Raw genomic sequence first — 13,765 nt, forward strand, 5'->3', positions numbered from 1 at the left:
AGAACGATGGAGTTCGCGTACAGCGACGAGCAGCAGATACTGCTGGAGAGCGCCGACCGGTTCGGCGAGGAGAATATGGGCGCGGCCGCGCGCCTCGCCCGGCTGGCCGAGGGGCCGGAGGGCTCGCGCCGCCGCTGGGCGGCGATGGCCGAACTCGGCTGGCTGATGCTGCCGATCGCGGAGGCCGATGGCGGTCTTGGTGGCGGCCCGGTCGAAATCGCAGCGCTGATGGAGGGTTTCGGCCGCCATCTGATGATCGAGCCCTATGTCTCGTGCTGCGTCTTTGCCCCCGCACTGATGCAGGGCGGCGGGGACAAGGCGAGCGAGTTGCTCGCGCAGATCGGCATGGGCGAGGTGCGCATCGCCGCCGCCCTGCTGGAGGATGACGGCTATTCGGTGTTCGGCGTCGATACCCGCGCCGAGGGCGACCGGCTGACCGGTACCAAGGTCCATGCCGAGGACGGCGCCGATGCCGACTGGTTCGTCGTCTCCGCCCGCACCGGCGGCGTCTATGGCGACAAGAGCGGCATCAGCCTTTTCCTCGTCGCCGCCGACGCGCCGGGGCTCACCGTCCGCCGCTTCCGCTCGAGCGACAGCCACCGCCATTGCAGCCTCGAGCTGAATGACGTCCCCGGCATCCTGCTCGGCGAGCGCGACACGGCAGTCGCCCGCATCGCCGCCGCCGCCGACCGCGCGCTGGTCGCGCATCTGGCCGAGGCGGTCGGATCGATGGAAGCCGCGACCGCCGCGACGCTCGACTATGTCCGCACCCGCCAGCAGTTCGGCGTCGCCATCGGCACCTTCCAGGTCATCCAGCACAAGCTGGTCGACATGAGCGTGGCGTGCGAGGAATCGCGCGCGCTGATGAGCGTCGCCGCGCGCAGCCTTGAGAGCGGCACGCCCGACCGCGCGCTGATCGCGGCGGCCCGTGTTCGCATCTCGCAATGCGGGGTGATGGTCGCGCAGATGGCGGTGCAGCTGCACGGCGGCGTCGGGACGAGCGAGGAGCTGGTCGTCAGCCACCACCTCCGCCGCCAGATGATGCTCGACCTGATCCTTGGCGACCGCGACTATCACCGCGCCCGCTTCGTCGCGCTGTCGGACGCCTGACATGGCCCTCGACCCCGAAACCTTCCAGCTGCTGCTCGACACCGTCCGCCGGTTCGTGGCCGAACGGCTGATCCCCAACGAGGCTTTGGTCGCCGAGACCAACCGGATCCCCGAATCGATCGCGCAGGAGATGCGCGAGCTGGGCCTGTTCGGTATTTCGATCGCACCCGAACTCGGCGGGCTCGGCCTGTCGATGGAGGAGGAAGTGCGGATCGTGTTCGAGCTGGGCCATGCCTCGCCCGCCTTCCGCTCGCTCGCGGGCACCAATATCGGCATCGGATCGCAATCGATCGTGATCGCCGGCAGCGAGGAACAGCGCGCGCGCTATCTCCCCCGGCTCGCCTCGGGCGAGATCATCGGCAGCTTCGCGCTGACCGAGCCGGACGCAGGCTCCGACGCCATGTCGATCCGCACCAGCGCGCGGCGCGACGGCGATCATTATGTGCTGAACGGCACCAAGCGCTACATCACCAACGCACCCGTAGCTGGCCTTTTCTCGGTGATGGCACGCACCGGCGACGGCACGGGCGCGGACGCCATTTCCTGCTTCCTCGTCGAGGCCGGCACGCCCGGCCTGTCGATCGGCCCGCCCGACAAGAAGATGGGCCAGGCCGGCGCGCTGACCTGCGACGTGATCTTCGAGGATTGCCGCATGCCCGCCAGCGCCCTGCTCGGCGGGGTGGAGGGCAATGGCTTCCGCACCGCGATGAAGGTGCTCGACAAGGGCCGGCTGCACATCGCCGCGCTCTGCACCGGCATGGCCGAACGGCTGATCCGCGAGTCGGTCGAATTCGCGCGCGAGCGCATCCAGTTCGGCAAGCCGGTCTCGGAATTCCAGCTGGTGCAGGCGATGATCGCCGACAGCCAGGCCGACACGATGGCCTCCCGCGCGCTGGTGCTCGAAACCGCGCGCAAGCGCGACGCGGGCGAGCGCATCACGCTGGAGGCCGCCTGCGCCAAGATGTTCGCATCAGAGATGCTCGGCCGCGTCGCCGACCGCGCCGTCCAGATCCACGGCGGTGCGGGCTATATCAGCGAATATCCGGTCGAACGCTTCTATCGCGACGCGCGGCTGTTCCGCATCTTCGAGGGCACCACCCAGATCCAGCAGTTGGTGATCGCCCGCGAGACGTATCGGCTGTTCGAATAAGCAGTTTTGAACCGTCATCCCGGCGAAAGCCGGGATGACAAGATGGGATCAGGCTTAGGCGCCCGCCATCTCGTCCGCCGCAATCCGCCGCCCGGCGAGCCAGAACAGCAGCGACCCCAGCGCCAGCGGCACCACCACCAGCGCCATCGCAACCTTCAGCCCCATCGCCGCCCCCAGCGACGGCGCGAGCAGGTCGCTCGCCACCCCGACGAACAGCGGTCCCAGCGCCAGCCCGATCGCGTTGGTGATGAACAGCTGGATCGCCGACGCCATCGCCCGGATCTTCGGGCTGGCCAGCGTCTGCACGGCGGCGAACACCGATCCATAGTTGAGCGCGTGGACAAAGATCGCCAGCCCCAGGAACAGGAACGACCAGCCGATCGTCCCCGCCAGCGCGGCTCCGGCGAACAGCGGCGCGGCGATGACCAGCGAAGCGGTCGGCACGCGGGTATAGCCGACGATACCCGCCCGCGCCGCCCGGTCCGCCAGGCGGCCGCCGACCAAAGTCCCGATCATCCCGACGATGCCGACCATCAGCCCGAGCGAGAGGCCCAGTACCACGCTGGGCGGCATTCCGGCCCAATCGGCCAGCACGCTCAGGCCCGTGGCATGCGTGCGCATGTAGAGCGATCCGAAGAACGCCGCCTGCCCATAATAGCCGAACCCGCCCATCGCGGTGCCGAACGAGACCAGCCAGAAGCTCGGCAGTTTCATCAGCGTGCGGATGACTTCGCCAAGCGGCAGCTGCGCCGTCGCGGCATGGGCCAGCCCCTCGCCCCGGCGGCGCGGCTCGTCGAGCGCGAACCATACGATCACCGCCAGCAGGATGCCGGGCACGCCCGCGACGAGGAACGCGGCGCGCCAGCCCAGGCTGGCCAGCAGCAGGCCGCCCAGCACCAGCCCCGCGAGCGACCCGAGCGGCACGCCCAGCGAATAAAGCGCCAGCGCCCAGCCGCGCTGCTCGCGCGGGACATAATCGGTGATCAGGCTGTGCGCTGCCGGAGTGCATCCCGCCTCGCCCACGCCCACGCCGATCCGCGCCAGCAGCAGCTCGCTGAAATTGCGCGCCAGCCCGCACAGCGCGGTGAAGGCGCTCCACACCAGCAATGCGATCGAGATCATCCGCACCCGGTTGCCGCGATCGGCGAAGCGGGCGAGCGGAATGCCCAGCAAGGTATAGAACAGGGCGAAGGCCAGCCCGCTGATCATGCCGATCTGCCAGTCCGACAGGTTCAGATCGGCCTTCATCGGTTCGACCAGGATCGTCACGATCTGCCGGTCCAGCATGTTGAAGGCGTACACGATCATCAGCAGCGCCAGCGCGCCATAGGGCAGCCGGGGCGCGGCAACCACGCCATCATGGATGGGATCGCGGGCGCGAATCTGATCGGTCATGAGCCTCTCCACCTTGCGCGCTGAACAGCTGCGCGTCTGATGGGTAAGCCTAGCCGCCGCCTCCGCCCCTGCGGCCGGTCCGGCCGATCCGGCGGGGTTTATCCCGGATATGATTTGGCGCCTCGGCACGCGGAGGCCCCGCCTCCACCGTCACCGCGCGCGATGGCCGGGATATCACATATGTGATATCCGGTCCGGAATCGCCCATCGGGCTGTCGGGCAGGGCGATGCGCGCCAAACTGTGCGGAACGAGATCGCCGGCACAGGCGACCTGAACCGAACCGCAGAATGGCGCCTTGCGCCGCGTCAAGGGACGGAGAGGATGAAAAGAAAACCTGTAAAATCGGCGTCGCGCACCTTCGAAGTACTCGAGCTATTCCGCAACTACCGCAAGCCATTGCGGCTGAACGAGATCTACACCGCGCTGAACTATCCCCAGTCCAGCACTACCAACCTGCTCAAGAGCATGGTGATCGAAGGGTATCTCAACTACAACCGTACCACCCGCACCTATCTGCCGACGATGCAGGTCGCGTCGCTGGGCAGCTGGCTGTACGGCCATGTCGCCTCGGGCAGCGACTATAGCTCGCTGATCGACGAGCTGTTCCAGCTGACCGACGAGACCGTGGTGCTGGTCACCCAGAACGATCTGTTCATCCAGTATATGATGATGCGGGTGCCCGATCATCCGCACAAGCGCCCGCCCAATCGCGGCGAGATGCGGCTGATGCTCGACGCGACCTCGGGCATGGCGCTGATGAGCCAGATGCGGGATCAGGAGATCGACAAGATCTACCGCTATTCCAACTATTACGAGCTCAACCCCGACCGGCGGATCACGCTGGACGATGTGATGCGGCGCATCCGCTGGATCCGGCACACCGGCTATTGCTACTGGCCCGAGCATCCCGTGCCCGGCATCGCTTCGATCGCCATGCCGCTGGGGGACAGCATCCACGGCATCCCGCTGGTGCTGGGCATCGGCGGCACGACCGAGCGGCTTTCCAGGCGCCGCGCCGAACTGGTCGAGCTGATGCGTACGAAGATCGCCGAATTCCACGAACGCCAGCGCAACAACGCAGCGAACGGCGACGATATCGAAACCTGGCTGGACGCTGCCGAATAGGGCGTGATCTCGATAACCCTCCCCCATCGAGGGGGAGGGATTCGGATACGAGCGATAACCCATCGCACTTGCGATAATCCTCCCGGCAATCAGCGAAGCCGTCCTTCGCCGTTCCACGGCCCTATCCTCGCATCCATTTCCCGCGCTTCCGAGGACCTCCCATGCCGATCGAGATCGACCTGCTGCCCGCTACCGCCGCCGGCCTTGGCGAAAGCCCGTTATGGGATCATCGCAGCAACCGGCTGTGGTGGGCGGATTCGGTCGCGGCGACGCTGCGGTCGAGCGACGCGGAGGGCCGCGACGAGCGCCACTGGCGGCTCGATCAGCCGCTCGGCAGCATCGGCCTCGCCAGCGATGGCCTGATCCTCTCGCTGGCCGACGGCTTCTACCGGTTCGATCCTGAAACCGGCGTCACTCGCCTGATCGCGCGGCCCGATATGGAAGCGAAGACTCGCCTCAACGACGGCAAGGCCGATCGCCACGGCCGTATCCTCACCGCGTCGATGCGCGTGGGCGACGATGGCGGCGCGGGCAGCCTGTTCCGCCTCGACGCCGATGGCGCGACCAGCCGGATCGAGCATGGCGTGGTGGTGGGCAATGCCTTGTGCTTCTCGCCTTCGGGCGACGCGATGCATTTCGCCGACAGCATGGACGGGATGCTCCGCCGCTACGCCTATGATCCCGAAACCGGCGCAATCGGGCCGCGCCACGACCTCGCCGATTGCCGCGAACAGGGCTCCGGCCCCGACGGCGCGACGGTGGATGCCCAGGGGCGGATCTGGGTCGCGCTGGTGCTGGCGCAGGCGGTGGCCTGCTACGCCCCGGACGGCACGCTGATCCGCACCATTCCGGTGCCCATTCCCTACCCGTCCTGCCCTGCCTTCGGCGGCGAAGGCCTCGACACGCTCTACGTCACCAGCATCGCCAATTCGGGCCACAAGCTGGTCGCCGATCACCCCGATGCGGGCCGGATAATCACGATCCGCGGGCTCGACGCGCCCGGCATTGCCGAGGGGGTGTACGGCTAAAAGAAAGTCCTCCCCCGGTGGGGGATGAATGATCTCGAGGCTGGCCCCGCCTAGCGCAGCGCGATCGAGATCCCGCCATCGACCATCAGCGACTGGCCGGTGACGAAGCCGGAACGCGCGCCGTCCGCCAGGAACAGCACCGCCTCGGCAATGTCCGAAGTCTCGCCCAGCCGCCCCAGCGGCGTGCTCGCCACCCGCGCTTCGAACGTGGCGTCGTCGAGCATCGCGCGCACTCCTTCGGTGGCGACGGTGGAGGGCGCGACGGCGTTCACGCGGATACCCTGCGGCGCCAGCTCGATCGCGGAGGAACGGGTCATGCCCTCCACCGCGGCCTTCACTCCGCAATAGACCATCGCATTGGGCAGGCCGAGCTTCGCCGAAACCGACGCGATATTGACGATCGCGCCGCCCCGCCCCTGCATCTGCGCCCCCGCCGCCTGCGTGCCCCAGACGATCGCCGCGACGCCCACGCCCAGCATCTTGTCGACCGTCTCCTGGTCGATCTCGGGGATCGGCGCATAGCGTGTCCACATCGCGTTGTTCACCACCACATCGAGTGGGCCGAGCGCCGCGCCGGCTTCGGCGAACGCGGCGTGCAGTCCCTCGCGATCCGATACGTCGCAACCCAGCGCCAGCGCGCGGCCGCCGCCCTGCTCGATCTCCTCGACCAGTTCGGCCGCCCAATGCGCCTTGCGATCGAGCAGCGCGACCGCCGCGCCCGCAGCGGCGAACCGGCGGGCGATATCGCGCCCCAGTCCACGCGAAGCGCCGGTGACGAGCGCCACGCGCCCGCGAAGTTCCTCACCCATCGAAAACTCCCGTCAAAAAATAAGGGGCCCGCACGATGGCGAGCCCCAGGCAGGTTGGAGGGGGTTAGAATTTGTATCCGATCTCGGCCCCGTACACGCGGCCCTTGTTGAGCGGCGCGAAGGTCGATCCGCTGAAGAAGGGCAACGGCGCTTCGGTGCCGAAGGTCGCTTCGTTCAGCAGGTTGGTGCCATAGACCGACAGCTTGAACCGGCCGCTGGTCAGCGACAGTCCGGCATCGACCATCGTGGCCGAATTCAGCAGGCCGGTATTCTGGTCATTGTAGAAGGCGGCGTCGCGATAGTTCACGCCCACCCGGCCTTCGATCGAAATGCGGTCGTTGATGGCGGTGTTGTAGGTGATCGAACCGCCATAGCTCCACGGCGCGAGGCGCGGCAGCTTCAGCGCATAGTCGCGGGCGTTGATCACGCCGTCCGCGTTCAGATCGAACAGGATCTTCTCATACTTGCCTTCGGTATAGCCGAACTGGCCGGCGATGGTCAGGCCGCGCATCGGCGTGATCAGCAATTCGCCTTCGAGGCCCTTGATCGACAGATCGGCGGCGTTGGTGATGATCTGGAAGCTGCCGAACGGCGCGAACGGCGCCTGGAACTCGCGCTGCGATCCATAGATCTTGCTGTAGAAACCGGCGAGGTTGATGCGGGCGATCCGGCCGACCTCATGCTTCACGCCGACTTCATAGGCGTCCTGCTGCTCCTGATCGAACGGCCCCGGGGAAACGTTCGGGTTGAGGTTGCGGAAATTATAGCCGCCGCTGCGGAAGCCCTGCGAGAACGAACCGTACAGCATCGTCTTCTCGGTCGGCTTGAACTGGATGCCGACGCGCGGGGTGAAACCGTCCCAGCTCTGCGCGTCGGTGAAGTCGTAGCTGCAATTCAGCTGGTCGAGATTGCATCCGCCCACGCCGATCGAACGGACCAGCACCGACTTGTCCTCGGTGGAGTAACGACCGCCGACGCTGAGGGTCAGATGATCGGTGATCCGCCAGTCGACCGTGGTGAAGATGCCGAAGCTGCTCTGCTTCTGGCGTCCGCCGCCCGACACGAGGAGTGCGCCGCCCGAAAGCAGGCGGGATTCGGCGTAGTTGATGTCCTGATCGAAGTAGAACAGGCCGCTGGTCACGTCGAACCGGCCGAAGGTACCGGCGTAGCGCAGCTCGTTGCTGAACTGCCACTGGCGCGTGTTGTTGCGCGAATGGAGCGCGGTCGAGGGCGAAGCGTCGACGTCGCCGCCGGTGTCGTTCGACAGCGCACGCACCGCCGCGATGTTGGTGATGGTGCCGTCGCCGAAACCGACGCCGATATTCACTTCGGCGATGCCCTGATCCCAGTCGGACGTCAGGAAGCCGGCATAGTTCAGGTTCACGCGGAAGCTGTCGCGCGGATACAGGCCGTGATTGGTCGCGACCGGGCCGTCGCCGCGGATGCGGCCATGCTCGTAACGCAGGATCACTTCGAAATCGTCGGCCGGGGTGAAGCGCAGCGCCGGGCGGACGATCAGCGTCTCGCTCTTGCCGACCTTCTGTCCGTTGAAGTCGTTGGTGAACCAGCCGGCATCATGGTTGTAATAGACCGCCAGCTTCGCGCTCAGGCGGTCCTCGACGATCGGGCCGGACACCGACAGGCTGGCCTTGTATTCGAGCCCGGTCGACACGCCGGCGCGGGCATCGACGCGGAAGCGGTTGCTCGGCGTGGTCGTACGGAGGACGACAGCGCCGCCGGTCACGTTGCGGCCGAACAACAGGCCCTGCGGCCCGCGCAGCACTTCGATGCCCTCAAGGTCGAACGTGTCGAACAGCACGCCCGCGCTCACGCCCAGATAGACGCCATCGACGAACACGCCGACGGTCGGGTCGATCGACGGGATCGAGCTGTTGATGCCCAGGCCACGGACCGAGAAATTGGCATAGCCCGGCGTGGTGCCTACGCTTTCGAGCGAGGCGTTGGGAACGCTGTAGCTGACGCTGGCGATCGAGCTGGCGTGCAGGCTGTCGAGCTGGTCCGATCCGAAGGCAGTGACGGCGATCGGCACGTCCTGGACGTTCTGCGCCTGGCCACGCTTGGTGGCGGTCACCACGATCTCGGTAAGGCCGCCCTCGTCCTGAACCGGCGCTGCCTCGTCCTGAGCCTCGACCGCGTCCTGCGCGAACGCCGGAGCCGCCATCAGCATCGCGGCGATGCTGCTGCCCGCCAGCAGAAATTTCGAATGCCTCTTCATCGTCAACCCTCTCCCTGCGGACAACCATTTCATCAGGTCGAAGCCCGTTCCGGACAGTGTTGCGCGGAAGGAGCATACGGGCCTGACCGGCTACCGTCTCTTGCAATCGCCATTTCGTGCGACGCTCATTCCGATCCGGTTTTGCGGCCGATGCTTCAAGCGAACCGCGCCCTGCCCCGCGGAAATCACAAGCGAGATTCAGCCTGGCGCGCGTTCGGCCCGGCAATATTCGCGGATGAGATTTTCCGCCGCCCGGCTCCCTTTTGCGTCCGGCGCAGCCCCTGCCGATGCATCATCGGCGCAAAGCATTCCGGGAGAGATACTGATGGGCAATGTGCGCACCGAAGTCGTGGATCATGTGGCGCTGGTCACGCTGGACAATGCGCCGGTCAATGCCGCCGCACTCGATATGCTGCAGGAACTGACCGACGTCTTCGACAGCTTCAACGACCGTGACGATGTGCGCGTGGCCGTGCTCACCGGCGCGGGCAAATGCTTCAGCGCCGGCGCCGATCTCAAGAACCGTCCGGACCTCACCATCCCCGGCAAGCGCTGGAACCGCAACCGCGTGGTCCGCGAAGTCGCCTATTCGATCGCCGATTGCGCCAAGCCGGTGATCGCCGCGGTCAACGGCCCGGCGCTCGGCGCGGGCCTTGGCCTCGTCGCCAGCTGCGACATCATCGTCGCATCCGAAAATGCCGTGTTCGGCCTGCCCGAGGTCGATGTCGGCCTGATGGGCGGCGGAAAGCATGCCGCGCGGATCATCCCGCATTCGCTGGCGCGCCGCATGATGCTGACCGGCTATCGCGTGACCGCCGCCGAAATGTATCGCCGCGGCATCATCGAAGCGTGTTTGCCCGCCGACGAACTGATGCCCTGGGCGATGGACCTCGCCCGCACCATCGCATCGAAGAGCCCGCTCGCGACAAAGCTGTCGAAGGACAGCATGCGCACCATCGAGAATATGACGCTGCGCGACGGCTATATCTACGAACAGGGCAACACCGCGAAGCTCTCCACCACCCATGACGCCAAGGAAGCCGTCGCGGCGTTCGTCGAGAAGCGCGCGCCCGTCTTCCTCGGCCGCTGAGGACGCAGGTGATGGACTGGAACTTCGGCGACCTGCTGGACGCCACCGCCGCCAATGTCCCCGGCGATCGCCCGGCGATCATTCGCGGGGACCATGTTGTGAACTGGGCCGATTTCGACGCGCGCACCAATCGCGTCGCGCGGGCGATGCGCGATGCCGGGCTCCAGCCGGGCGATCGCGTCGCGATCCTCGCGCGCAACATCCCGGAGTTCATCGAGGTCGCCGCCGCCGCGTTCAAGGCGCGGGTGACGCACGTCAACATCAACTATCGCTACACCACCGCCGAGATCGAATATGTCCTGCGCGACTGCCAGGCTGCGGGGCTCTTCTATCAGGACGAGTTCGAGGGCGTTTCGGCACCGCTGACCGACGGCGCGATCGACCACCTCATCCTGTCGGTAAAGATCGGCGGAGACGGCGGTTATGCCCGCATGGCGAGCGAAGGCGATCCGTCGCCGCTGGGCATCGCCCGCTCGCCCGACGACGGCTATCTGCTCTACACCGGCGGCACCACCGGACGGCCCAAGGGCGTGATGTGGCGATCGGCCGATGCGCGCCGCTCGCAGCTCGAATCCCCGGTCGCGGTCACGACCCCGGCGAGCATGGACGATCACATCGCGCAGGTTGGCCGCAACCTCGCCGGACGCGTCCTGCCCGCCTGCCCGCTGATGCACGGCGCGGGGCTCAATTCCTGCCTCGCCGAACTGCTGATCGGCGGCACGGCTGTGCTCCTGCCGTTCGACCGGTTCGATCCGATGAAATTATGGGACGAAGTCGAGCGGCACAATGTGACGCGCGTGCTGATCGTCGGCGACGCCTTTGCCCGTCCGATGGCCGATGCGCTCACCGCCAATCCGGGCCGCTGGGACCTGTCCGCGCTGCGCCTCATCTCCTCCGCCGGGCTGATGTGGAGCGAGGAGGTGAAGACGCAATTGCTCGAGGCGGTGCCCAATCTGACCCTGCTCGACATTCTCGGCGCGTCGGAAGCCTCGGGTTTCGGCTTTGCCATCACCAATCGCGAACGCTCCACTCCCACCGGCACTTTCGAACGTGGGCCACAGACGGTGATCGTCGCGCAGGATGACGATCGCATCCTCGCGCCCGGCGAACCGGGGGCGGGCTGGCTCGCCCGGCGCCCGCCGTTCGGCGCGGGCTATCATGGCGATCCGGCAAAGACCGCGACCGTGTATCGCGAGATCGACGGACAGGCCTATGCCGTCCCCGGCGACATGGCCGAATGGCTGCCCGACGGCCGCTTCCGCCTGCTCGGTCGCGGCTCGATGTGCATCAACAGTGGCGGCGAGAAGATCTTCGTCGAAGAGGTTGAGGAAGCGCTGAAGCGCGTGCCGGGCATTGTCGATGCGATGGTGTTCGCCCTGCCCGATCCCCGTTTCGGCAGCGCGGTGGCGGCGCTCATCCAGGCCGGTGAGAAGCCCGATGACGACGCGATCCGTGACGCGCTGTCCGCCGAGCTTGCCGCGTACAAGATGCCGCGCCGCATCGTCCGCGCGGAGACCATGCCGCGCCACGCCAGCGGCAAGAGCGATTATCGCCGGGCGATCGAAATCGCGCAGGCCGCTCCGGCCTGACCGGCAATCCCGAATGTGATGTTCGAGGCCGCATCCAGCTCGTCGTTGGTCCCGGCGTCTCACAAGCATAGCGCAATCGACTGAAATCATAAGAATTCCGAGGACCGAGGATGGATCAGCACGACAATCGCGGCAACGCGGCGGCACAGGATGGCGTCCATCGCCTGGATGCGCTGGTGATCGGCACCGGCTTCGGCGGCATGTATGCGCTCCACCGTGCGCGCGGCATGGGCCTCGACGTACTGGCGATCGAGGCCGGCGACGATGTCGGCGGCACCTGGTACTGGAACCGCTATCCCGGTGCGCGCTGCGACGTGATGAGCATCGACTACAGCTATTCCTTTTCCGACGAGATCCAGCAGGAATGGACATGGTCCGAACAATTCGCCGCGCAGCCCGAGATCCTGGCCTATGCCCGCTTCGTCGCCGACAAGCTCGACCTGAAGCGCGATATCCGGTTCGAAACCCGCGCCACTTCCGTCGAATATGACGACGAAGCCTGTATCTGGCGGATCGAAACCAACCGCGGCGACGTGTTCGAAGCGAATTACTGCCTGATGGCCACCGGCCCGCTGTCGGTTCCCAAGCAGATCGACATTCCGGGTGCGAGCAAGTTCAAGGGCGAGATCTACCTTTCCGGCAAATACCCGCACCATCCCGTCGACCTGAAGGGCAAGCGCGTCGCGGTGATCGGCACGGGATCGTCGGGCATCCAGATCGTGCCCGTGGTCGCCGAACAGGCCGAACAACTCTATGTCTTCCAGCGCACGCCCAGCTTCACCCTGCCGATGCGCAACCGCAAGCTGGACGACGCCTATGTCGCACACATCAAGGCGCATTACCCAGGCCTTCGCGCCGTCGCGCGGCATTCGCTGACCGGCGGCGTCCGCCCGATCTCCACTCGCCCGCTGTTCAGCATCCCCCCCGAGGAGCGTGAGCAACTGATGGAGGAAGCCTGGGCGCATAGCGGCCTCCGCTTCCTCGGTCTCTTCTCCGATCTGCTGACCAATCGCGAAGCCAATGAAGTCGTCGCCGAGTTCGTGCGCGGCAAGATCGCCGAAGTGGTCGATGATCCCGACACCGCGCGCCGCCTGACGCCGCGCGGCTATCCGATCTTCGCGCGCCGCCCCTGCCTCGATACCGGCTATTACGAGGCGTATAACCGCAGCAACGTCACGCTGATGGATTGTCTCGAGGATCCGATCGTCGAGATCACCGAGACCGGCATCCGCACCGGCAACACCGAAGTCGAAGTGGACGTCATCATCGCCGCGATCGGTTACGACGCGCTGACGGGCGCGATGCTGTCGATCGACATCAAGGGCAAGGGGGGCCGCAGCCTCAACGAGAAATGGGCCGAGGGCGGCCGCTCCTATCTCGGCCTGATGATCGAGGGCTTCCCCAACATGTTCGTGATCGCGGGTCCCAACGGGCCTTCTGCATTGGCGAACTTCATCCTGCTCAACGAACAGAATGTCGACTGGGTGTGCGATTGCATCACCCATATGCGCACCAATGGCCTCCGCGCGATCGAAGCCGATCTGGACGCCGAGGACCGCTGGATGCGCAAGGTGACCGAACTGGGCTCGCGCTCGCTCTATCCGACCGCCAACACATGGTACACCGGCGCGAACGTGCCCGGAAAACCGCGCGTCTTCCCGGTCTATATCGGCGGGTTCGGCCGGTATCGCGAGATCTGCAGCGATGCGGCCGCCGAGGGCTATCGCGGCTTCAGCTTCGTCTGATGGCCCCCAATATGATTGGCGCCTTCATCAGCGTCAGTCGGAGCGCTAGACCGGATCCCGAAGCAGCGGAGCCAGCGCAAGCGGCGTGACGATCGCGGCGAGAACCCCGCCATAAACGGCCTTCGCCGCGACGAAGACGGGCAGCGCGACGCTCATATCGGGCTGCACCAGCGCGATCAGGCCGGTGCCGGCGGCCGCCGCCGCGACCGCCGTCGCGAAGGCTCGAAGCACCGGCCTGCCCGGCACGACCCGTTCCCCGAACCCGGCGATGCGCCCCGCCGCCAGCCGCTTGCGGGTGAGCAATCCCGGCACCAGCGTCCCCATGAACGCCACCATGAAGCTTTGCGGCGCCATGTCGAACAGCACGTCGCGGGCCGCCAGATCGATCGACTCCCGGCCACCGAAGACCAGCAGCGCGAAGGCGACGCTCAACACCGCGTTGATCGCGATGCTGATCGCCGTCTCGCTCACCACATAGCGGCGCAAT

11 protein-coding genes are annotated in these 13,765 nt (G+C 66.5%); 7 read left to right on the forward strand and 4 right to left on the reverse strand.

The window, feature by feature from the left end:
* Positions 1–6: 6 nt before the first annotated feature.
* Both HHL13_RS08760 and HHL13_RS08765 read left to right on the forward strand, forming a co-directional pair.
* On the forward strand, positions 7–1,110 hold the full coding sequence (locus HHL13_RS08760) for an acyl-CoA dehydrogenase family protein (RefSeq protein WP_169555303.1): 1,104 nt from the start codon (positions 7–9) through the stop codon (positions 1,108–1,110).
* 1 nt (position 1,111) lies between these two features.
* Entirely contained in the window at positions 1,112–2,260 is a 1,149-nt protein-coding gene (locus HHL13_RS08765; protein WP_169555304.1) for an acyl-CoA dehydrogenase family protein, read from the forward strand.
* Between the two features lie 54 nt (positions 2,261–2,314).
* Here HHL13_RS08765 and HHL13_RS08770 read toward each other — a convergent pair whose 3' ends face one another.
* Positions 2,315–3,655: an MFS transporter gene (locus HHL13_RS08770; RefSeq protein WP_169555305.1), complete on the reverse strand. Its 1,341-nt coding sequence runs from the start codon at positions 3,653–3,655 to the stop codon at positions 2,315–2,317.
* Positions 3,656–3,977: 322 nt separating this feature from the next.
* Between HHL13_RS08770 and HHL13_RS08775 the strand changes: the two genes are divergently transcribed.
* Positions 3,978–4,781 carry an IclR family transcriptional regulator gene (locus HHL13_RS08775; protein WP_169555306.1) on the forward strand — a complete coding sequence of 268 codons (804 nt, stop codon included), beginning with the start codon at positions 3,978–3,980 and terminating at the stop codon, positions 4,779–4,781.
* Between the two features lie 161 nt (positions 4,782–4,942).
* The gene (locus HHL13_RS08780; RefSeq protein WP_169555307.1) at positions 4,943–5,809 is read left to right on the forward strand and encodes an SMP-30/gluconolactonase/LRE family protein; all 867 of its coding nucleotides are present in this window, start codon (positions 4,943–4,945) and stop codon (positions 5,807–5,809) included.
* Positions 5,810–5,859: 50 nt separating this feature from the next.
* Here the strand turns inward: HHL13_RS08780 and HHL13_RS08785 are convergent, their stop codons facing one another.
* Together HHL13_RS08785 and HHL13_RS08790 are read right to left on the reverse strand one after the other, a co-directional pair.
* Positions 5,860–6,618: a glucose 1-dehydrogenase gene (locus HHL13_RS08785; protein ID WP_169555308.1), complete on the reverse strand. Its 759-nt coding sequence runs from the start codon at positions 6,616–6,618 to the stop codon at positions 5,860–5,862.
* 64 nt (positions 6,619–6,682) lie between these two features.
* Positions 6,683–8,854, reverse strand: a complete 2,172-nt coding sequence (locus HHL13_RS08790; RefSeq protein WP_169555309.1) for a TonB-dependent receptor — start codon at positions 8,852–8,854, stop codon at positions 6,683–6,685.
* A gap of 325 nt (positions 8,855–9,179) precedes the next feature.
* Here HHL13_RS08790 and HHL13_RS08795 point away from each other — a divergent pair, with 325 nt between their 5' ends.
* The 3 genes from HHL13_RS08795 (at position 9,180) to HHL13_RS08805 (ending at position 13,278) form a co-directional block, all read left to right on the forward strand.
* The gene (locus HHL13_RS08795; protein WP_169555310.1) at positions 9,180–9,944 is read left to right on the forward strand and encodes an enoyl-CoA hydratase/isomerase family protein; all 765 of its coding nucleotides are present in this window, start codon (positions 9,180–9,182) and stop codon (positions 9,942–9,944) included.
* Positions 9,945–9,955: 11 nt separating this feature from the next.
* Complete coding sequence (locus HHL13_RS08800) at positions 9,956–11,533, forward strand: acyl-CoA synthetase (protein WP_169555311.1); 1,578 nt, start codon at positions 9,956–9,958, stop codon at positions 11,531–11,533.
* Between the two features lie 110 nt (positions 11,534–11,643).
* Complete coding sequence (locus HHL13_RS08805; RefSeq protein WP_169555312.1) at positions 11,644–13,278, forward strand: NAD(P)/FAD-dependent oxidoreductase; 1,635 nt, start codon at positions 11,644–11,646, stop codon at positions 13,276–13,278.
* A gap of 45 nt (positions 13,279–13,323) precedes the next feature.
* Here HHL13_RS08805 and HHL13_RS08810 read toward each other — a convergent pair whose 3' ends face one another.
* Positions 13,324–13,749: a hypothetical protein gene (locus HHL13_RS08810; RefSeq protein WP_169555313.1), complete on the reverse strand. Its 426-nt coding sequence runs from the start codon at positions 13,747–13,749 to the stop codon at positions 13,324–13,326.
* Positions 13,750–13,765 lie beyond the last annotated feature (16 nt).

The organism is Sphingomonas sp. G-3-2-10, assembly GCF_012927115.1.
Lineage (GTDB): Bacteria > Pseudomonadota > Alphaproteobacteria > Sphingomonadales > Sphingomonadaceae > Sphingomonas.

Bases quoted from the DNA above. Each gene is read 5' to 3' on its own strand.
- HHL13_RS08760 (WP_169555303.1), top strand. From the start codon at position 7: ATGGAGTTCGCGTACAGCGACGAGCAGCAGATACTGCTGGAGAGCGCC.
- HHL13_RS08765 (WP_169555304.1), top strand. From the start codon at position 1,112: ATGGCCCTCGACCCCGAAACCTTCCAGCTGCTGCTCGACACCGTCCGC.
- HHL13_RS08770 (WP_169555305.1), bottom strand. From the start codon at position 3,655: ATGACCGATCAGATTCGCGCCCGCGATCCCATCCATGATGGCGTGGTT.
- HHL13_RS08775 (WP_169555306.1), top strand. From the start codon at position 3,978: ATGAAAAGAAAACCTGTAAAATCGGCGTCGCGCACCTTCGAAGTACTC.
- HHL13_RS08780 (WP_169555307.1), top strand. From the start codon at position 4,943: ATGCCGATCGAGATCGACCTGCTGCCCGCTACCGCCGCCGGCCTTGGC.
- HHL13_RS08785 (WP_169555308.1), bottom strand. From the start codon at position 6,618: ATGGGTGAGGAACTTCGCGGGCGCGTGGCGCTCGTCACCGGCGCTTCG.
- HHL13_RS08790 (WP_169555309.1), bottom strand. From the start codon at position 8,854: ATGAAGAGGCATTCGAAATTTCTGCTGGCGGGCAGCAGCATCGCCGCG.
- HHL13_RS08795 (WP_169555310.1), top strand. From the start codon at position 9,180: ATGGGCAATGTGCGCACCGAAGTCGTGGATCATGTGGCGCTGGTCACG.
- HHL13_RS08800 (WP_169555311.1), top strand. From the start codon at position 9,956: ATGGACTGGAACTTCGGCGACCTGCTGGACGCCACCGCCGCCAATGTC.
- HHL13_RS08805 (WP_169555312.1), top strand. From the start codon at position 11,644: ATGGATCAGCACGACAATCGCGGCAACGCGGCGGCACAGGATGGCGTC.